The following is a 19519-nucleotide window of genomic DNA, read 5'->3' as shown; positions in this document are numbered from 1 at the left end:
CTGCCGCACCGCGCTGCGCACCCGGTCGCGGCCGACCGCGGCGGCGGCCGCGGCCAGCGACGGCTCGGCCAGCAACACGTCGGTACGCGGCATCCGGCGCCGCGGGTCGGCGCCGCCGTCACTCATCGGTTCATCTCCTCGCAGCCTGGCGGAGACGGACGGGAATCGAACCCGCCTGGCCCGGATCCCGGACCACACCGGTTTTGAAGACCGGGAGGGGCACCAGCCGCCTGAACGCCTCCACCGGCCATTGGATCACAGCTCGGCGACGGGTGTGCGGCCGAGTCGACACCACGGTCACCGACCGGGATCGGCCGCCCGCCGATCGAGCCGGACCCGCTGCGGCAGCACCGTGTACTTCGGATCACGGGCCGAGGCGACACCAGCGTGGAACACACCGAAGCGGGTGGCCACCGAGGCGGCCAGCAACGCGGCACCGGAGACCGCCGAGACCAGTCGGCTACGCCGGCCCAGCATCGCCCCGGCCACCCCGGCGACGTTCAGTGCCCGCCCGGCGCGCAGCAGCCGGCCGGGCAGCCCCGTCCGGTAGGGCTCACCCAGCAGGCCGAGACGGGTCTCCACCCGGTGCACGCCGAACAGTTCCAGTCCGGCGCCGGCCACCGCCAACCGCCGCGCCGGGCCCGCCTGGGCCGGCGGCACGGCGAGCAGACCCACCCCCGCACCGCTGGCCAGCGCGCTACCCGCGAAGACGAGCGGCAGATCGGCGTACGCCTCGTGCCAGGACGGCACGGCCGTGTCGGCCAGCAGCACCGCCGTGTACGTGCCCAGGGCCGGCGCGGCCACCGCAGCGGCCAGCCCGGCGGCCCGCCCCACCGGTGGCAACGCCCGACGGGCCAGTCCGAGTGCACCCCGCGCGGGCAGCAGCGGCGCCATCTCGGCGACCGCGGCAAGCCCGGCGGCCGGACCGTACCCGGCGAGGATCCAGGTGCCCACGGACATCGGTGAGGTCGGCTTGGCCACCCGCAGCATGTGGTGGAACCGTTCCGGTCGGCCCAGGTCCTTGACCAGCAGGCCGGCGCTGGCGGTGACCGCCGCCAGCGCGGCGATCCGGCCGGCGCGGCGCACCTCGACGCGGCCGGTGAGCTGTCCACCGGCCGCGAGCAGCGACGAACCGGCGGCCAGCCCCCCGGTGAACAGGTACGCGGCGATCTCCCACGTCCACACCGGCGGCTTCAGGATCGGCCGACCGTAGTAGGAGGTGAACTCCGCCGGCGGCACGGCCAGTTCCTCACCACCCCGCCGGCCGGAGCGGAAGCGGCGGAACCGTTCACCCACGGCCGGTCGGTCCGGGTTCACCGCCGACCGCCGAGGAACGCGCCGAAGGCTACCGCCGTCATGGCCAGCGCGGCCAGCCCCGCCCGACGCCACATCGCCGGCAGGTCCCGGGTGGTGACCTGCGGATCCGGCGGCAGGCCGTACACCTCCGGCTCGTCGAGCAGCAGAAAGAACGCGCCGTCGCCGCCGACGCCGTCGTCCGGGTCATGGCCGTAGAGCCGCGCCTGTGACTCCCCCCGTTGCCGCAACGTGGCAACCCGCTCGGCGGCCCGCTCCCGCAGCTCGTCGAGGGGACCGTACTGGATGGACTCAGTCGGGCAGGCCTGCGCGCAGGCCGGGGTCAGACCCGCGCCGATCCGGTCGTAGCAGAGCGTGCACTTCCACACCCGACCGTCGTCCACCCGCCGGTCGATCACTCCGTACGGGCAGGCCGACACGCAGTAGCCGCATCCGTTGCAGATGTCCTCCTGCACCACCACGGTGCCGAACTCGGTGCGGAACAGCGCCCCGGTCGGGCAGACGTCGAGGCAACCGGCCCGGGTGCAGTGCTTGCACACGTCCGACATCATCAGCCAGCGGAAGTCGCTGCGTCCCTCGGCGCTGCCCGTGCGTCCGGGTGGCCCGGCCGCCGGCATGCCGAGGAACTCGGTCCTCCGGGCCGCGGAGTCCGGGCTGGCCGGGTCGCCGGTCGGGCTCCCGGCCAACGACGCGGTGCCGTGGCCGGCGGGCCGGGGCTGTTCCACGAAGGCGACGTGCCGCCACGAGTTGGCGGTCAACGCGCCGGTGTTGTCGTAGGACATGCCGAGCAGGTCCAGCCCGGCGGTGGGTACCCCGTTCCATTCCTTGCAGGCCACCTCGCACGCCTTGCAGCCGATGCAGACGCTGGTGTCGGTGAAGAAGCCCATCCTCGGCGGCGCGTCGACCCAGCCGGCCGCGGCCGCCGGATCAGCCGGCACCGACGACGTGGGTGTGGTGGCCCGGTCACCCGGGTCGGCCATCAGCGGTCCCCTCCTCGTCGCCGGTGGATCCGGGCGGCTCGGCCGGCACCCCGGGGGTGACCGCCGGCGGCAGGGCACCCGGCACGATGCCAGCCCTGCTGCGGTAATCCTGCACCAGTTCCCGCAGCGCCGTCCCGGCGGGCCGACGCCCCGGCCGCACGTCACAGGTGCCGATCTTGCTTTCCTGAATCAGGACGTTCGGGTCCAGGGTGATGCCGAACAGGTCGTTGGCCGAGTCCCCGGTGACCAGTCCCTCGTAGCCGAAGTGGTACGGCAGCCACAGCTGGTGGATCACCCGGCCGTCCACCGCCAGCGGCACCAGCCGGTCAGTGACCAGCACCCGAGCCTCGATCGCCGCGCGGGCGGTGACCAGGTGCGCCCACCCGAGATGGGTCAGCCCGGCCAGCGCCGCCAGCTCCGGCGATACCTCCACGAACATCTCCGGTTGCAGTTCCGCCAACGGCGCGACGGTCCGGCTCATCCCGCCCGCGGTGTGATGCTCGGTGAGCCGGCTGACCGTGAACACGTACGGAAAAACCTCGTCGTGCTGCTGCGGCGGGCTCGGGTTCGTCGAGTTCACCGGATGGTCGTACCGCTTGCGGGTCGGATTGGCCTGCTGGCCGTAGAGCGGATTACGGACCGGCGACTCGGCCGGCTCGTAATGCGTCGGCAGCGGCCCGTCCAGCACCCCGCTGGGCGCGTACAGCCAACCCTTCCCGTCGGACTGCATGATGAACGGATCGTCACCGGCCAGCGCCGCCGGCCCCGTGGCACCCTCCGGCGGCCGGTACGACGGCGGTTTCGTCACCTCGAAGTCGGGCACGTCGCGGCCGGTCCACCGGCCGGCGTCGGCGTCCCACCACACGTACCGCTTCCGCTCGCTCCACGGGCGGCCCTGCGGGTCGGCGGAAGCCCGGTTGTAGAGCAGCCGCCGGTTCGCCGGCCATGCCCAACCCCACTCGGCGGCCACCCAGTCCTGCTCGTGTCCGGGCCGACGCCGGGCCGCCTGGTTCACTCCGTCGGCGTACACGCCGGTGTAGATCCAGCAGCCGATCGCGGTCGTACCGTCGTCCCGGGCCTGCGTGAACGTCGACAACGGACGGCCGCCGACCGTCTCGTATCCGTTGATCTCCCGCAGCACCGCCTCGGCGTCCGGCTCGGCGAGCCGGCCGTGCGTGGGATAGTCCCAGGTCAGGTCGAGCAGGGCGCGGTCGCGCGGCAGGGCCGAGCCGGCCAGCTTCTCCCGGATCCGGCGCCCCAGGTGGTAGAAGAACCACAGCTCGGAGCGGGCATCACCGGGCGGATCGACGGCCTTCTCCCGCCACTGCAGCAGCCGCTGGGTCTGGGTGAACGTGCCCTCCTTCTCCACATGCGAGGCGGCCGGCAGGAAGAAAACCTCGGTGGCGCACTGCTCCGGCACTATCTCACCGGTGGCGACCTCGGGACCACGCTGCCAGAACGTCGCGCTCTCGATCATGAACAGGTCGCGTACGACCAGCCAGTCGAGGTTGGCCATGCCCAACCGCTGGGCGCGGCCGTGTGCCGAACCGACCGCCGGATTCTGGCCGAGCAGGAAGTACCCCTTGACCTTGCCGTCGATCATGTTGAGTACCTGCTGATAGGTGCCGTGATCGCCGGTCAACCGGGGTAGCCGGTCGTAACAGAAGTCGTTCTCCGGCGTGGCCGCGTCCCCCCAGTAAGCCTTGAGCAGGCTGGCGGCGTAGGCGCGGGCACCGCCCCAGAAACCCTTCTGAGCCGGATGCCGGATGCTGTCCGTCCAGGCGTCGAAATCCGGGTGCTGGGCGTGGTGCGGCATCGGCAGATAGCCCGGCAGCAGATTGAACAGGGTCGGGATGTCGGTGGAACCCTGGATGCTGGCGTGCCCGCGCAGCGCCATCACCCCGCCACCGGGCCGACCCACGTTGCCCAGCAGCAGTTGGATGATCGCTCCGGTGCGGATGTACTGCACGCCGACCGTGTGCTGCGTCCAGCCGACCGAGTAGATCAGGCAGCCGGTGCGCTCCCGCCCGGAGTTCTCCGTCCAGGCGCGGGCCAATTCCAGGAACTTCTCCCGGGGTACGCCGCAGACCCGTTCCACCATCTCCGGGGTGTAGCGGGCGAAGTGCCGCTTGAGGATCTGGTACACGCAGCGCGGATGTTGCAGCGTCTCGTCCCGCTGGACCTGCCGGGACACCGAAGCACCGTGCGACTCGTGGCGCATACCCGCCGCGGTCTCCCGCTCCCGCGCAGCGTGCCCGCTGCCGGAGTCCCGCTCGTGGCCCGCGTACTGCCAGCTGTCCTGAACGTAGCTGGCGCCCGCCGGGTCGAAGCCGGAGAAGAGCCCGTCGGCGTCCTCGGCGTCGACGAAATCGTCACTGACGATCGTCGCGGCGTTGGTGTACGCCAGCACGTACTCCCGGAAATCCAACTCGTTGCTGAGGATGTGGTTCACCACAGCGCCGAGCAACGCGATGTCGGTGCCCGCCCGAATCGGCAGGTACGCGTCGGCGACCGCGCTGGTGCGGGTGAACCGCGGGTCGACGTGGAAGACCTTGGCCCCGCGCCGTTTCGCCTCCATCACCCACTGGAAGCCCACCGGATGGGCCTCGGCCATATTGGAACCCTGGATGATGATGACGTCGGCGTTCGCCACGTCCTGCTGAAAGTCCGTCGCGCCACCGCGACCGAAGCTGGCCCCCAGACCGGGGACGGTGGCGGAGTGTCAAATACGGGCCTGGTTCTCGATCTGAAGCGCCCCCATCGCGGTGAACAGCTTCTTGATGAGGTAGTTCTCCTCGTTGTCGAGGGTTGCCCCGCCCAGACTGGCGATTCCCAGCGTGCGGTTCAGCGGCCGGCCCTCGGCGTCGACGTCCTCCCACGTCTCGGCCCGGGCCGCGAGCACCCGGTCGGCGATCATGTCGAGCGCGGTGCCGAGATCCAGGTCCTCCCACTCGGTGCCGTACGGCCGCCGGTAGCGCACCGTGGTCTGACGCAGCGGGCTGGTGACCAGGCTCCGGCTGGCGGCGCCCTTGGGGCAGAGCCGGCCCCGGGAGATGGGGCTGTCCGGGTCACCCTCGATCTGCGTGACCTGGTCGTCGGTGACGAAGACTCGCTGCCCGCAGCCGACAGCACAGTACGGACAGACGGAACGGGCGACCCGGTCGGCGTCCTGCGTGCGGGCGGTCAACTCGGCACTGCGGGTCGAGCACACCGCAGCGCCCCGGCCCAGCGGGTCGGTGCCGGTGAGCTGCCGGTAGACCGGCCAGCCCAGCAACCTGTCCCGCAGTCCCACGTTCGACACCTCCGGTCTCGACCTTAGGACAGCGCGCCCGGATCGGCGACCCGCCTGCCCGGGACAACATCACGACGTCGCCCCCGGCCCGAAGTCGGGCCGGGGGCGACGAAGGTGCCGGTGTGCAGGTCGCCTCTCGGCGAGTGGCGCGACGCGGCTCCAGCCGAACGGTATTCCGCGAAGGCAATTTAGGTGAGGCCCGGGGACACTGGACACACCGACACCCGAGTCAACGGGTTACCCCCTCTCTTTCTTCCTACCCCTGTCGTGACCGCCGGCACAGTTGCGCCGGGTGCTGACTGCCTGCGAAAGTCCGCTGGCCAGCGCCCTGGGCTGGGTGCCGGCCAGCGCTTCTTGTCCCCCCCCGGTGGATGGAGTGTTCGGGCGCGCGGCTTCGGTCAGGGGCATGTCCAGGCCAGGGCCGCGTACGTTGATCATGAGGTTAGCGGCAGTTTTGGAGATCGAGAACGCCGCTAACCTCATGATCAACGGGTAGATCCGGGTGGGAGTGGGGGGTTGGGGTGGGTCGTGGGGGTGGGCCGGGCTGGTCTGGGGTTACCCTGACAGGATGCAGGCGGCCTCCCCGACCACGACCGGTGTGGCACACCTGACCCGGCCCGGTCGTCCCGCCGTGGTGGCCCGGACCCTCGCCGAGCTGCGCGGGCCCACCCGAGGGGTGGTGGAACTGCCGGTACGACTGATGTGGTGCGCCGACCGCGCGTTCGACCTTGCCGACCCCGACCAGTTGCTCTGGCTGTACGAGAACGTGCTGCGGGAGACCACGAGCGTCGACGACCTGCGCCGGCTCGTCGACGGGCGGACGCTTCGCCGGGTGTGGCAGCTGCTCAACCTGCCCCGGGGCGTACGGCTGGCGTGGGAAAGCCGACACCAGGGCCTTCGGTCGGCGTGACCGGAGCAGTTCCCGACGCACACCCACACGAGTTCTACCGCGAGGTCGCCCGGGTCGCGTTGACCGTCGCCGGGCCGCACCGCTTCGTACTCGGTGGCGGGGTGGCCTGGGCCGCGCACGGACTGGTCACCCGCCCCACCGAGGACGTGGACCTCTTCGCCGACGTGGAGGGCGCCGCCGCCGCGGCAGCGGCGGACGTCCGGGCAGCGCTGGAACGCGCCGGGTTCGAGGTGGCCGACGCCGATCCGGACAGCGATCTCGGTGACCTGTTCGACGGCTTGGACCGGGATCTGCGGGACTTCGTCGTCGCCCGGCACGACCGGCGCATCCGCCTCAGCCTGGCCCGCCTCGACCGACACCGCAGTCCGGTGGTGATGGACCTCGGTCCGGTCATGGACGTGCGGGACCTCATCGCCAACAAGACCGCTGCCCTGGTCAACCGCCGCGAGGTACGCGACTACATCGACGTGGCCTCCGCCCTGGAACACCGGTCCGTGGCGGAACTGCTGGAACTCGCCCGCCAGCTCGATCCCGCCCTCGATGACGACGACGTACGGGCGGCCGGTCACTACCTCGACCGGATTCCGGACGCCCGGTTCACCCGCTACGGCCTCGGCCCCGCCGACGTCGCTCAGGTCCGGCGGCACCTGGCGGCCTGGCCCCGCTGACCCGGCCCCGCCGCCCCGCACCGAGCCGGCGCAGGCACCAGCTCGACGGGGACATCACTTGGTGAAGCGGCCACCGGTGACACCCAGGATCTCACCGGTGATGAAGCTCGACTCCGGTGAGGCGAAGAAGACGTACGCGGGCGCCAGCTCCGCGGGCTGACCAGGCCGACCGACCGGGGTGTCGGTGCCGAACTGCTCGACCTTCCCCTCGGGCATGGTCGCCGGGATCAGCGGCGTCCAGATCGGACCCGGCGCCACCGCGTTGACCCGGATGCCCCGGTCGACCAGGTCGGCGGCGAGGGCCTTGGTGAAGTTCGCGATTCCCGCCTTGGTGGTGGCGTAGTCGAGCAACTGCGGCGACGGGTCGAACGCCTGGATCGAGGACGTGTTGATGATCGTGGAGCCCTCGCCCAGATGTGGCAGCGCCGCCTTGCACAGCCAGAACATCGCGTACAGATTTGTCTTGAACACCCGGTCGAACTGCTCGGTGCTGATGCCGACGATGCCCTTGTCCTGCGCCATCTGGTACGCCGCGTTGTTCACCAGGATGTCGATGCCGCCCAGGTCACGCACCGCCCGCTCGATCAACGCCGCACAGTTGCGCTCGTCGGCGATGTCACCCCGGATCGCGACCCCCTTGCGACCGGCGGCCTCGACGAGCCGTACGGTCTCCCGGGCGTCCGCGTCCTCCTCCGCACCGAGGTAGGAGATCAACACGTCGGCGCCCTCCCGGGCGTACGCGATGGCGATCGCGCGGCCGATACCCGAGTCGCCGCCGGTGATCACCGCCTTCTTGCCGTCGAGCTTGCCGGTGCCCCGGTAAGAGTCCTCGCCGTGGTCCGGCTTCGGCGTCATCTCGCCGGTACGACCGGGCGGGCTCTGTTGCTGATTCGGCTGACCGGACTGCTGGCCGTACTGCTCGGTCGGGTCCTGCGGGGTGTACGGCGTCTCGCTCACGGAGGTCTCCTCGCCCGGGATCGTGGGGTTGCGCTCCCGCAAGCCCCTACCCGGGCGAAGTTGTCGGAAACGCCCGGCCCCGCCGGGGGCGTCACCATCCGTATGGCATCCTAGGATCCTGGATGGCTGCTCGCGAACCGGGCAGTTCGGGTGTCAGTCGGACAGTCGTGCGGCTATGCGGCGTCTCGGGGCGGGCAGGCGATCCGCCAGTGCCAGCGCGGCCCGGACCGGTACCCGTCCGACCAACTCGTCGAACTCGGCCCGCCCCAGGCAGAACCGGGTGAACGCACGCCAGCCCGGCGGCGTGGCAAGCAGCCTGTGGCAGAGCGCCGGTCGCCGGGAGAAGACGTCGAGCAGCCGCTGCCCGGCCCGCATGCCCGGGACGAGACGCTCGGTCACCGACCGTTCGTAGCCGGCGAGGTCGCCATCGGCCACCGCCGCCCCGGCCAGCTCGCCGGAGCGCAGCGCATAGCTGATCCCCTCCCGGGTCCAGGGCTCCAGCAGGCCGGCGGCGTCGCCGACCACCAGCACCCGCCCTCGCCGCAGCGGCGAGTCGTCGGCCCGACAGCGAGTCAGGTGACCCGAGTCGTGGATCGGTGAGACGTGGGCCAACCCGAGACGATCGACGAACCGCCGTAGGTAATCCCGGGTCCGCTCCCCCTCCCCCCGGCCGGCGATCACGCCGACGGTGAGCCGGTCTCCCTTCGGGAACACCCAGGCGTACGAGCCGGGCAGCGGCCCCCAGTCGAGCAGCACCCGGCTCCGCCACCGGGCCTGCTCGGACGGCGGCACCGGCAGTTCCAGCTCCAGCCCCAGATCCACCTGGCGGTGACGCACCCCCACGTGCCGGCCGCTGACCCCGGACGAGCCGTCCGCACCCACGACCGTGCGGGCCAGTAGCTGCTCGCCGTCAGCCAGTCGCAGGCGTACGACATCGTGGTCCTGCTCCACCGACCGGACCTTCGCCCGCTCGCGGACCTCGGCCCCGGCGGCCACCGCGACAGCGCGGAGCCGGTCGTCGAACTCCTCCCGGCGCACCATGCACACCAGCGGCCCGGCGCCATGCCGGCGGGTGAACCCGCCTCGCCCGTCGAGGGTGAAGGTGACCCGGTCCACGGTGTCGTGGGCAGGTACCTCGATCCGCCCCGCCAGCGCGGCCAGCGAGGTGCCGATCAGACCACCGCCGCAGGTCTTGTAGCGCGGATGCGCGGCACGCTCGACGACCAGCGTGCGTACCCCTCGGCGGGCGGCGGCGGCTGCGGCGGAGAGCCCGGCGGGGCCACCACCGATCACCACGAGTTCCCAGACGCTCACTGATGCAGGGTAGATCAGCCACGGCGTGGACGGCGGCAATGGTCGGCCGGGCCGAGGCTGCCGACGCGGGCATCTTCTCCGGCGCGCCGGGTAACCGCCGGCCGCAGACCGCCTGCCGCAGGCGGACCAGGCGCGAGGAGGACACCATGCAAGAGGTGCGGCTGTCGGAGGACGAGGCGCGGGTTTACGACGCGGTGGCGGCCCTGGAGGCCCGGGGCCAGGTCCCGTACCCGGACATGATCGCCCAGGAGTGTGGCCTGTCCGAGGAGCAACTACAGACCCCGCTGCACCTGCTGACCGAGAAGAACCTGCTGCACCGGGAGGATTCGCCGATGGCCGGGCTCGACTTCGGACCCCGCTTCTGCGCCCAGCAGTTGGCGTGACGGGCGGCGCCGGCACCGCCGACGAGCGGCGACGCTGGCGGGCCCTCGGGGTGGGACTTGTCGCGGCGTTCATGACGCTGCTCGACATCAGCATCGTCAACGTCGCCCTGCCGTCCCTGGAGCGTTCCCTGCGGGCCGATCCGAGTGACCTGCAATGGGTGCTGTCCGGGTACGCGCTGAGTTTCGGGCTGGTCCTGGTGCCGGCGGGACGCTTCGGTGACGTGCGCGGGCGACGCAACGCGTTCGTCTTCGGCATCGCCCTGTTCACGCTGACCAGCGCGCTGGCCGGGCTGGCCCAGTCCCCCGGCTGGTTGATCGCCGCCCGACTCCTCCAGGGCGCCGCCGCCGGGGTGGTGAACCCGCAGGTGACCGGCCTGATCCAGCAGCTGTTCGCCGGACCCGAGCGGGGCCGACCCTTCGGCTGGCTCGGCGCCACCATCGGCATCTCCGCCGCGGTCGGTCCGCTGCTCGGCGGTCTGCTGATCGCCGCTGGCGGCCCGGAACACGGCTGGCGGTGGGTCTTCTTCGTCAACGTGCCGGTGGGGATCGTCGCGGTGCTGCTCGGCTGGCGGTTGCTGCCCGGCCGGGTCACCCCACGCGGTGCGCAACGCCGGTTCGACCCGGTCGGCGTGCTGCTGCTCGGCGTCGGCGTGACCCTCGTGCTGCTGCCGCTGGTGCAGCGCGAACAGTGGCCCGGCGCGACGAAGTGGTTGCTGCTGCCCGTCGGCCTGGCCATCCTCGCCGGCTTCGTCGCCTGGGAGCGCCGCTACGCCCGGCACGGCCCGCCACTGTTCGACGTCCGCCTGTTCGGGCACCGGTCGTACGCCCTCGGCTCGACGATCGCGCTGCTCTACTTCGGCGGGTTCACCGCGATCTTCTTCATCTTCACCCTGTATCTGCAGAACGGGCGGGGCTACAGCGCCCTGGTCGCCGGCGCGGCGATCACCCCGTTCGCGCTCGGTTCGGCCGTCGCGTCCGCCGTCGGCGGACGGCTGGTCAACCGGTACGGCCGCCCCCTGGTCGCCGTCGGGCTGGTCGGCGTGGTGACCGGTCTCGGTCTCGCCGCGCTGGCCATCGAGCTGGCACCACGAGCCCCCGTGCCCTGGGTGACCGCGCTGCCGTTGCTGGTCGCCGGCATCGGCAGCGGCCTGGTGATCGCACCCAACCAGACGCTGACCCTGACGCAGGTGCCGGTTTCGCAGGCCGGCAGCGGCGCCGGGATGTTGCAGACCGGCCAGCGGATCGGTTCGGCCGCCGGCATCGCGGTCGTCGGCGCGGTCTTCTTCTCCGCGGCCGACGGCGCGGACGCCTGGTCGAGGGCGTTCGAACGGTCGCTGCTCACCTCGGCCGCGATCATCGCGCTGGCCCTGGTGGCGGCCGCCGTCGACATCGTCGGAAACCACCGCCGCGGCCGGCCCCGCGAGCGGGGCCGGCCGGTAGGTCACTGAGCACCGGTGTCACCAGAGCTGGGAGACGACGTCCGCCGCCTGCTCCTCCCACTGCGCGTAGTGGAACGGGTAGGCCGACACCTGCACCGTCTGCGCCGCGGTGGTCAGCGGCAGGTCCCGCCAGCCGCCGACGTTCTTCAGGGCCTCGAAGAAGACGGCCGAGGAGTACTCGGGATCCCGGATCTGCTCCACGCTGCCCCATCCGGTGGACGGACGCTGCTGGAACAGGCCCTGCGAGTCGTGGTCGTTCCACGCGCCCAGGTGTCCGAGGTTGTAGAGCTTCGACTCCTGCAACGCGGTGGCGATGCCGATCACGGCGCCGCGCTCACCGACACCGGTGCGCTTGGCCACCTCAATGATGGTCTTGGCGTTGTCGCGCTGGGTGTCGTCGAGCGGCACGCGCGACTGGGCACCCTGCACGCCGTGCGGGGTCAGCTCGTCCCGGGTCGGCTTCCCGGCGTCCGGCTTGTCGGTGCGGCCGGCGGTGGTCAGCCCCGATTCCACGGTCACCCCGGTGCTGGTGCGACCGGTCGCCCGGTCGATCGCCGCGACCGCGCCGGCATGCGGGCCGGCGGTGATCGGTGCGGCCACGGCGGTCGGGCCGAAGGCGAGTCCGGCGAGGGCGGTCACGCCCACCACGCTGAGCGCGGTCTTCCGGTTCGGGATCGTCGCGATGGCCGGGAGCCATCGAGTGAAGTCCGGCTTCACGATGGTTGCCCCTTCGCTCGGGTACGAGCCGCTCGGGTGCGAGCCGCTCGCGGGGACGGGCCGAACTGGTCGAGGTTTGCCAGCCGGCGCTACGGGGGACACAACCCAGCCGACAGGTCCGCCATTCCGGAAATGCACCGTCGGCGGTTGGCTGCGATCCAGGTCACGGCGCAGACCGGTCCGGTGGGCACGAGACGGACAGCGAGCGTCACACCTCGTACGGGGCGCCGAACCGCAACGGGCGCTCCTCCCAGCGGTCCCGGTACCCACCGGGGTACGCGGTGCGGCCGCCATTGGAGATCCGCGTCTCGAACTGGCTGCGGTAGACCCCCTCGATGGCGAGTGCCTCGGCGACCGTGCGGCCGTCGACGCGCAGCCGGTCCGGGTGGAAGTTGAGGGTGATCCGTCCCTGCCGGCCGATCGCCGCGACGAGCCGCTCCGGTTCGTGGCGTACCCCGACGGCGGCGAGTGCCCGCCCGATGACCGCCAGCGCGGCGGGACGATCGCGCAGTGCCACCGCGCGCACGTGGCGCAGGGCCGCGCGTTGCGCGGCGGTCAGGGTCGGATCGACGGACATGCCGGCAGTCTCGCCGGGGACCGGCTCCTGGCCCCGCATCCCGGTACCGAGGGCTGAGGCGGGGAGGTGCCCGGCTCAATGGCCGCTGGCCAGCCATTGTGGCAACTGCGGGGCCTCGGCCCCGATGGTGGTGCTGTCGCCGTGCCCGGTGTGCACGATCGTGTCCGGCGCGAGGGTGAGCAGCCGGTCGCGGATCGAGTCGACGATGGTGCCGAAGTCGCTGTACGAGCGGCCGGTGGCACCCGGCCCGCCGGCGAACAGGGTGTCGCCGGTGAAGACGACGCCCAGTTCGCCGGCGTGCAGGCAGCACGCGCCGGGGCTGTGCCCGGGGGTGTGCAGCACGGTCAGCGTGGTGCCGCCCACCGCGATGGCCTGGCCGTCGTCGAGGGTGCCGCCCGGCGCCTCGTCGGGATGCACCATGTCCCAGAGGACCCGGTCGGCGGGGTGCAGCAGCACCGGGGCGCCGGTGGCCCGGGACAGTCGCGGGGCGACCCGGACGTGGTCGTCGTGGGCGTGCGTGGCGACGATCGCGGTGACCCGCCGCCCGGCCACCACCTCGAGGATGGCGTCGACGTCGTGCGGGGCGTCGATCACGACGCACTCGGCGTCGTCGCCGATCACCCAGACGTTGTTGTCCACGTCGAAGGTCTGGTCATCGAGGGAGAAGGTGCCGGAGGTCACCGTGTGGTCGATCCGGGTGGCCATCAGAACACCACCACCGAGCGGAGCACGTCGCCCCGGTGCATCCGGTCGAACGCCTCCTCCACCCCGTCCAGGCCGATCTCCTCGGTGACGAAGGCGTCCAGGTCGAGGCGGCCCTGCAGGTACAACTCGGTGAGCATCGGGAAGTCCCGGCTGGGCAGGCAGTCGCCGTACCAGCTGGATTTGAGGGCGCCACCACGGCCGAAGACGTCCGACAGGGGCAGTTCGACGCGCATCTCGGGCGTGGGCACGCCGACCAGCACGACGGTGCCGGCCAGGTCGCGGGCGTAGAACGCCTGCTTCCAGGTCTCCGGCCGGCCGACCGCGTCGATCACCACGTCGGCGCCGAAGCCGCCGGTGGCGGCCTGGATCTCCGCCACCGGGTCGGCCTCGGATGCGTTGACGGTGTGGGTGGCACCGAACCTACGGGCCCAGTCGAGTTTGCGGGAGTCGGTGTCGACCGCGATGATCGTCGTCGCCCCGGCCAGGGCCGCGCCGGCCACCGCCGCGTCGCCGACACCACCACAGCCGATCACCGCTACCGAGTCACCGCGGGTCACCCCGCCGGTGTTCATCGCCGCGCCGAGTCCCGCCATCACCCCACAGCCGAGCAGTCCGACGGCGGCCGGCCGAGCCGCCGGGTCCACCTTCGTGCACTGACCAGCGTGGACCAGGGTCTTCTCGGCGAAAGCGCCGATGCCCAGCGCCGGGGCGAGTTCGGTGCCGTCGGCCAACGTCATCTTCCGGGCGGCGTTGTGGGTGGCGAAGCAGTACCACGGACGGCCGCGCCGGCAGGCCCGGCACACGCCGCAGACGGCCCGCCAGTTGAGCACCACGAAGTCACCGGGCGCCACCGCGTCCACGCCCTCGCCGACCTGCTCGACGATGCCGGCGGCCTCGTGGCCGAGCAGGAACGGGTAGTCGTCGTTGATGCCGCCCTCGCGGTAGTGCAGGTCGGTGTGGCAGACGCCGCACGACTGCACCCGGACCACCGCCTCGCCCGGCCCGGGATCGGGCACCACGATCTCGGTGACCTCGACGGGCGCGCCCTTGCTGCGGGAGATGACTCCCCGTACCTGCTGGCTCACGCTGTCCTCCTACTCGCACCGCACCGACGGTGACACGGAACCTACCCGTCGACGGGGCTCGGTGACGACGCGCCGACCCGGTCGAACCGGACGTTGGGGTCGGTCAGCCGCCCGTACCGCATGGGCAGCAGGTCACGCAGGTAGTTCTGGTGCAGCCGCCACGGCGCCCGGGTGCCCTGGTGGGGCAGCCTGCCGACGCCGCGCCGCACGTACCCGGAGGTGAGGCCGATCAACGGGGTACGCGGTCCGGAGGGCGGGGCGAGCGGGGTGACGATCTGGTTTCCGGTGCGGTCCAGGTGGCGCAGCAGCCGGCACACGTAGCCGGCCACCAGGTCGGCCTTGAGCGTCCAGGAGGCGTTGGTGTAGCCGATGGTCATGGCGAAGTTCGGCACCCCGGAGAGCATCATGCCCTGGTACGCGACGGTCTCCGGCAGGTCCACCTCCGCCCCGTCCACCCGCAGGGTCATCCCGCCGAGGGCGAGCAGGTCCAGCCCGGTGGCGGTGACCACCACGTCGGCGGGCAGTTCCCGACCCGAGGTGAGCCGGATGCCCCGGGCGGTGAAGGTGTCCACGGTATCGGTGACCACCTCGGCCCGCCCGTCGGAGAGCACGCTGAACAGGTCACCGTCGGGAACCACGCACAGCCGCTGGTCCCACGGGTCGTAGCGGGGGGTGAAGTGGCGTCCGACGTCGAAGCCGGCGGGCAGCCGACGGGCAGCCGCGCGATGCAGCAGCCCGCGTACCAGCCCGGGGGCGCGCCGGCTGAGCTGGTAGTTGGCCGTGGCGAGCAGGATGTTCTTCCAGCGCACGGTCCGATGTGCCAGGCTCGCCGGCAGCAACCGCCGCAGGGCGTCGGCAAAGCGGTCGTGGGAGGACAGCGGTAGCAGGTACGTGGGTGAGCGTTGCAGCATGGTCACCCGGGCCCCCTGCCGGGCCAACGCCGGCACCAGCGTCACGGCGGTGGCGCCGCTGCCGATCACCACCACCCACCGGCCGGTGAGGTCGAGGTCGGCGGGCCAGTGCTGCGGATGCACGATCCGGCCGGTGAACCGTTCCTGGCCGGTGAAGTGCGGGGTGTGGCCGGCCTCGTACCGGTAGTAGCCGGTGCAGGCGTACAGGAAGGAGCAGGTCAGTACGACGGTCTCCGTGGTGTCCTCGCGCCGTACGTACACCGTCCAGCGGGCCTGGCGGCTGTCCCATTCGGCCCGCTGGACGCGCTGCCGGAACCGGATGTGTGGGAGGACGTCGTGCTCCTCGGCGGTACGACGCAGGTAGTCGCGGATGGTGTCGCCGTCGGCCAGGCTCTTCGGTGCGGTCCACGGCGCGAACGAGTAGCCGAGGGTGAACATGTCCGAGTCGGAACGCACCCCGGGGTAGCGGAACAGGTCCCAGGTGCCGCCGACCGCGTCGCGCGCCTCGACCAGCGCGTAGGTCCGGCCCGGGTGGCGACGCCGCAGGTGGCAGGCGGCTCCGATACCGGAGAGACCGGCGCCGACGATGAGCACGTCGACATGCTCTGAGGTCATCTCGTCTCCCGCCCGCGCAGTGCTGATCAAGACCCTATCGCCTGCCGCCTGCGGGTTCCCGGTTCAGGAGGTGAGCAGGGCGGCCGCAGTGTCGAGGAGCGCGAGTTCGGTCGGGGTCTGGGTGGGGTTGGCCCGTCGGATGGCCAGCGCCTCGGCGGCGAGCGGGGCGGCGTGATCCCGCAGCGCGTACCGGTAGGCGCGCTGCATCTCGTCGGCCGCCGCGGCCATCGGCTGGTCCGGGTCGACCGCGACCTGGGCGAGGATCAGCGCCGTCATTGCCACGTCCAGTCCGGGTGGGCCGTGCCGGACGTTGCGCCAGTCCAGCAACACCGGTCCGGCCGGGCTGAGGATCACGTTGTCCGGATGCAGGTCCAGGTGCAGGATCCGCTCGCCGTCCGGGGCGCCGGTCAGCGGTGCCACGGCATGCAGTCGACGGTGCAGTCCGGCGAGGATGGCTGCTCCCGGTTCCACCGCGATCGTGCCCGCCACCAGCGCCTGAAGCATCGTCGGTCCGGCCACCCGCTGCATGACCAGGTCCGCGCCGTCGGCGCGGTGCACCCGGGGCACCGGGAATCCCGCGGCGTTCAGGTGGGACATGAATCGGGCCTCGACGGCGACGTCGGTGCCGTCGCGGTAGCGGCGCAGCACCCGGGCGTCGTCGAGGGCGTACACGTCGGCGTCCCGGCCAGCGGCGAAGGGGGTGGCGGTCATCCCGGCACCAACCCCGGTCAGCGCGTCTCGCCGGGCGCGAGGTAGCGGTAGCCCGCAACGGTCTCGCCGAACCAACCGTTGACGCTGGCCAGGCCACGCTCGTTGATCTGCGCGTCGTGGATCGGGAGGACCTCGGGTGCACCGACCTCGACGGCGAAGTCGATCGCCTCGGCCAGCTTGAGCCAGGACGCCTGCGCCGGCACCAGCAGGGTCCGTACCGGCCGGTCCGGCCGGACCAGCGAGTCACCCGGATGATAGATCTCGTCGCCGACGACGTACCCGAGGTTCGGACAGTCGGGCAGTCCTCCATGGATGGTGGCGTGCCGCCCGCCGATCGCGATGACGTCGAGGCCGGCTGCGGTGAACCGCTCCCCCGGACGGACCCGGGTCACCGGCAGCGGCGCCAGGTCCGGTAGCACCGCGCCCTCCGGCGCGAAGACCGGCACGCCGAGGCCGGCGAGCCGGAGCACGTCGATGTGGTCGGTGTGCTCGTGGCTGACCAGTACGGCGTCCGCGCCGACCAGCGCCCGCGGCTCGCTCCAGGTGCCCGGGTCGATGACGAGCACGACGCCGTCGTGTTCGAGCCGGACGCAGGAGTGCGTGTACTTCGTGATCCGCATCTCGGGATAGTACGCCGAGGAACCCGCCGCCGGGTGCCCGTACCGCCGGCGCCGCCCCGCCAACGCGCCCGCCAGACCGGCCAGGTCAGGTCCGGGTCCGACGCCGCCGTGCCGCGCGTCCGGTCGGCGGGCGCTCCGCCGCCGCCTCGACCACCTGACACAGGTCGGTGAGCGGGTCGACCGCCTGCGCCGCGCAGGCCACCCGTCGCAGCAGGTCACGCAGGGTGCCGGCCTGCTCCGGCGACAAGTCCCGCAACAGGTGCGACTCGACCGCTCCGAGAGCCTCGCGGCGGTGCCGAGCGGCCGTCCGGCCGGTCTCGGTGAGGATGACCAGGCGGCTGCGCCGGTCCGCCGGGTCGGGTCGGCGGACCACCAGCCCGGCCTGTTCCAGGTCGTCGATCAGATACGTCAGCACGGTGCGGTCGATGCCCAGTTCCTCGGCGATGGCGCCCTGGTTGCGGGCCGGTTCCCGGTCCGCCGAGGTGAGCACCTGGTATCCGCGGGGCCCGCCGGGCAGGTCACCGACGGCGTGGTCGGCGGCGCGGAGGTAGGCGCGGAAGACGACACCGAGCATCCAACCGAGGTCGTCGTTGATCGGGTCACTGGCCCGGGCGCCGCTCATCACCCCACGATAGCCTAGGTCACAGATTTTCTTGAGCAATGATGTTCTGTGCGACATAACATTTGTGTGCGGTGCGGATCCGCGACACAGGACCGGAAGGACGGCCGAGATGAGCGACTACGGGCACCCACTGACCTTCGGGTCGTTTCTCACGCCCGGCAACGCCGACCCGACCCGGCCGGTCGGCCTGGCCATGCTCTCCGAGCAGGTCGGGCTCGACCTGGTGACGTTCCAGGACCATCCGTACCAGCCGGCGTTCCTGGACACCTGGACACTGCTCAGCTTCGTCGCGGCACGCACCGAACGGGTACGCCTGTCCGCCAACGTGACAAACCTGCCGTTGCGTCCGCCAGCCGTACTCGCCCGGGGCGTGGCCAGCCTCGACCTGCTCAGCGGCGGCCGGATGGAACTCGGCCTCGGCGCCGGCGCGTTCTGGGACGCCATCGAGGCGATGGGGGGCCGCCGCCTCTCCCCCGGTCAGGGAGTACGCGCCCTGGAGGAGGCAATCGAGATCATCCGCCAGATCTGGGACGTCGACGCCCAGGGCGGCGTCCGGGTCCCCGGCGAGTTCCACCGGGCGGTCGGCGCCAAGCGCGGGCCGGCCCCGGCCCACGACGTCGGCATCTGGCTCGGCGCCTACAAGCCGCGCATGTTGGCGTTGACCGGGCGGCGGGCGGACGGCTGGCTGCCCTCGCTGGCCTACCTACAGCCCGGCGATCTTGCCCGGGGCAACGACATCATCGACGAGGCAGCCGCCGGTGCCGGCCGCTCACCCGCCGCCGTACGCCGGCTGCTCAACGTCAACGGACGGTTCGCGGCCACCGGGCGTGGCGTGCTGGACGGTCCGGCCGAGCAGTGGGCCGAGGAACTCGCCGACCTGGCCCTGACCGAGGGGATCAGCACGTTCATCCTGGCCAGCGATGATCCGGACGACCTGCGGCGGTTCGCCGCCGAGGTGGCACCGGCCACCCGGGAACTGGTCGCCGCCGAACGCGCCGACCCCCCGACCGCCATCCCGGCCGGGCAGGCTCCCACCGTGGCCGAGCCGGCCGGCGCCTCGGCCGGCCCGACCAGCCGCCCGGCCACTGTCGGCGCGGCTCCGTTCGCCGTGGTTCCCACACCCGACGACGGCGTCCGCCGCAGCGACGTGCGGATGTGGGACGAAGCGGCCCGGCCGGCCGGACCGGCCCCGGATCCGCAGCGCACCTACACGGCGCACGAGCAGGCCGGCGCGCAGCACCTGATCGATGTGCACGACGGTCTGCGTGCCGAGTTGACCCAGATCCACGACCTGATCGAGCAGGTCGCGGCCGGTCTGATCGACGTGGGTACGGCCCGTTCGCACATCAACACGATGACCATGCGACAGAACAAGTGGACGTTGGGCACCTACTGCGAGTCGTACTGCCGGGTGGTGACCACCCACCACACCATCGAGGACCGGTCGCTCTTCCCCCATCTTCGGCGGGCCGATCCACGACTCGAGCCGGTCATCGACCGGCTCGAGGAGGAACACCACGCCATCCACGACGTGCTGGAGGGCGTCGACCGGGCGCTGGTCGCCTTCGTGGCCACCCCGGACGGAATGGCCGACCTGCGAGCCGCGGTGGACCTGCTCAGCGACACGCTGCTGTCCCACCTGTCCTACGAGGAACGCGAACTGGTCGAGCCGATCGCCCGCCTCGGCGCACACTAGCGG

At 72.0% G+C, this 19519-nt stretch carries 18 protein-coding genes, 1 tRNA gene and 1 pseudogene; 5 read left to right on the top strand and 15 right to left on the bottom strand.

The genetic code is table 11. The features are described from left to right. The 5 genes and pseudogenes from AC2CHE_RS09850 to fdh all read right to left on the bottom strand — a co-directional run. The coding region (locus AC2CHE_RS09850) for a hypothetical protein (RefSeq protein ID WP_484504592.1) at positions 1-93 on the bottom strand (93 nt) is incomplete at its 3' end. Positions 94-146: 53 nt separating this feature from the next. Continuing rightward, a tRNA-Sec gene (locus AC2CHE_RS09845) sits at positions 147-242 on the bottom strand. A 55-nt stretch (positions 243-297) separates the two neighbouring features. Then, positions 298-1296: an NrfD/PsrC family molybdoenzyme membrane anchor subunit gene (gene nrfD, locus AC2CHE_RS09840; protein WP_484504587.1), complete on the bottom strand. Its 999-nt coding sequence runs from the start codon at positions 1294-1296 to the stop codon at positions 298-300. 17 nt (positions 1297-1313) lie between these two features. Continuing rightward, positions 1314-2294, bottom strand: a complete 981-nt coding sequence (locus AC2CHE_RS09835) for a 4Fe-4S dicluster domain-containing protein (protein WP_484504586.1) — start codon at positions 2292-2294, stop codon at positions 1314-1316. A gap of 78 nt (positions 2295-2372) precedes the next feature. Then, a pseudogene (fdh, locus tag AC2CHE_RS09830) lies at positions 2373-5586 on the bottom strand (formate dehydrogenase); the annotation flags it as partial. Between the two features lie 568 nt (positions 5587-6154). On the opposite strand from fdh, the gene AC2CHE_RS09825 reads away from it, so the two are divergent. Beyond that, positions 6155-6496: a hypothetical protein gene (locus AC2CHE_RS09825; RefSeq protein ID WP_484504585.1), complete on the top strand. Its 342-nt coding sequence runs from the start codon at positions 6155-6157 to the stop codon at positions 6494-6496. Next, positions 6493-7164 carry a nucleotidyl transferase AbiEii/AbiGii toxin family protein gene (locus AC2CHE_RS09820; RefSeq protein ID WP_484504584.1) on the top strand — a complete coding sequence of 224 codons (672 nt, stop codon included), beginning with the start codon at positions 6493-6495 and terminating at the stop codon, positions 7162-7164. Before AC2CHE_RS09825 ends, AC2CHE_RS09820 begins: the two co-directional genes overlap by 4 nt. 54 nt (positions 7165-7218) lie before the next feature. Here the strand turns inward: AC2CHE_RS09820 and AC2CHE_RS09815 are convergent, their stop codons facing one another. Beyond that, positions 7219-8121 (bottom strand): SDR family oxidoreductase, encoded by a 903-nt coding sequence (locus AC2CHE_RS09815; protein WP_484504583.1) that lies wholly within the window; start codon positions 8119-8121, stop codon positions 7219-7221. 153 nt (positions 8122-8274) lie between these two features. Further along, positions 8275-9435 (bottom strand): geranylgeranyl reductase family protein, encoded by a 1161-nt coding sequence (locus tag AC2CHE_RS09810; RefSeq protein WP_484504582.1) that lies wholly within the window; start codon positions 9433-9435, stop codon positions 8275-8277. A 146-nt stretch (positions 9436-9581) separates the two neighbouring features. Between AC2CHE_RS09810 and AC2CHE_RS09805 the strand changes: the two genes are divergently transcribed. After that, the gene (locus AC2CHE_RS09805) at positions 9582-9818 is read left to right on the top strand and encodes a hypothetical protein (protein WP_484504591.1); all 237 of its coding nucleotides are present in this window, start codon (positions 9582-9584) and stop codon (positions 9816-9818) included. Further along, positions 9815-11266, top strand: a complete 1452-nt coding sequence (locus AC2CHE_RS09800; protein ID WP_484504581.1) for an MFS transporter — start codon at positions 9815-9817, stop codon at positions 11264-11266. The genes AC2CHE_RS09805 and AC2CHE_RS09800 overlap by 4 nt, the downstream gene beginning before the upstream one ends. Before the next feature lie 9 nt (positions 11267-11275). On the opposite strand, the gene AC2CHE_RS09795 is transcribed toward AC2CHE_RS09800, so the two are convergent. The 8 genes from AC2CHE_RS09795 to AC2CHE_RS09760 form a co-directional block, all read right to left on the bottom strand. Then, entirely contained in the window at positions 11276-11974 is a 699-nt protein-coding gene (locus tag AC2CHE_RS09795) for a hypothetical protein (RefSeq protein WP_484504580.1), read from the bottom strand. A gap of 208 nt (positions 11975-12182) precedes the next feature. Next, positions 12183-12551, bottom strand: a complete 369-nt coding sequence (locus AC2CHE_RS09790; RefSeq protein WP_484504579.1) for a DUF3626 domain-containing protein — start codon at positions 12549-12551, stop codon at positions 12183-12185. Between the two features lie 75 nt (positions 12552-12626). Further along, the gene (locus AC2CHE_RS09785; protein ID WP_484504578.1) at positions 12627-13256 is read right to left on the bottom strand and encodes an MBL fold metallo-hydrolase; all 630 of its coding nucleotides are present in this window, start codon (positions 13254-13256) and stop codon (positions 12627-12629) included. Beyond that, a complete protein-coding gene (locus AC2CHE_RS09780; protein WP_484504577.1) occupies positions 13256-14341 on the bottom strand; it encodes an S-(hydroxymethyl)mycothiol dehydrogenase in 1086 nt (361 codons plus the stop codon). Before AC2CHE_RS09780 ends, AC2CHE_RS09785 begins: the two co-directional genes overlap by 1 nt. A 41-nt stretch (positions 14342-14382) precedes the next feature. Further along, entirely contained in the window at positions 14383-15867 is a 1485-nt protein-coding gene (locus AC2CHE_RS09775; RefSeq protein WP_484504576.1) for a flavin-containing monooxygenase, read from the bottom strand. Positions 15868-15930: 63 nt separating this feature from the next. Further along, complete coding sequence (locus AC2CHE_RS09770; protein WP_484504575.1) at positions 15931-16578, bottom strand: phosphotransferase; 648 nt, start codon at positions 16576-16578, stop codon at positions 15931-15933. Between the two features lie 17 nt (positions 16579-16595). After that, positions 16596-17198, bottom strand: a complete 603-nt coding sequence (locus tag AC2CHE_RS09765; protein ID WP_484504574.1) for an MBL fold metallo-hydrolase — start codon at positions 17196-17198, stop codon at positions 16596-16598. A gap of 85 nt (positions 17199-17283) precedes the next feature. Further along, positions 17284-17820 (bottom strand): MarR family winged helix-turn-helix transcriptional regulator, encoded by a 537-nt coding sequence (locus tag AC2CHE_RS09760; RefSeq protein WP_484504573.1) that lies wholly within the window; start codon positions 17818-17820, stop codon positions 17284-17286. A 109-nt stretch (positions 17821-17929) separates the two neighbouring features. On the opposite strand from AC2CHE_RS09760, the gene AC2CHE_RS09755 reads away from it, so the two are divergent. Continuing rightward, positions 17930-19516, top strand: a complete 1587-nt coding sequence (locus AC2CHE_RS09755) for an LLM class flavin-dependent oxidoreductase (RefSeq protein WP_484504572.1) — start codon at positions 17930-17932, stop codon at positions 19514-19516. The last annotated feature ends 3 nt before the right edge of the window (positions 19517-19519 follow it).

The organism is Micromonospora sp. ATLC16 (assembly GCF_057196645.1).
This window is presented reverse-complemented; position numbering and strand designations above follow the sequence as displayed.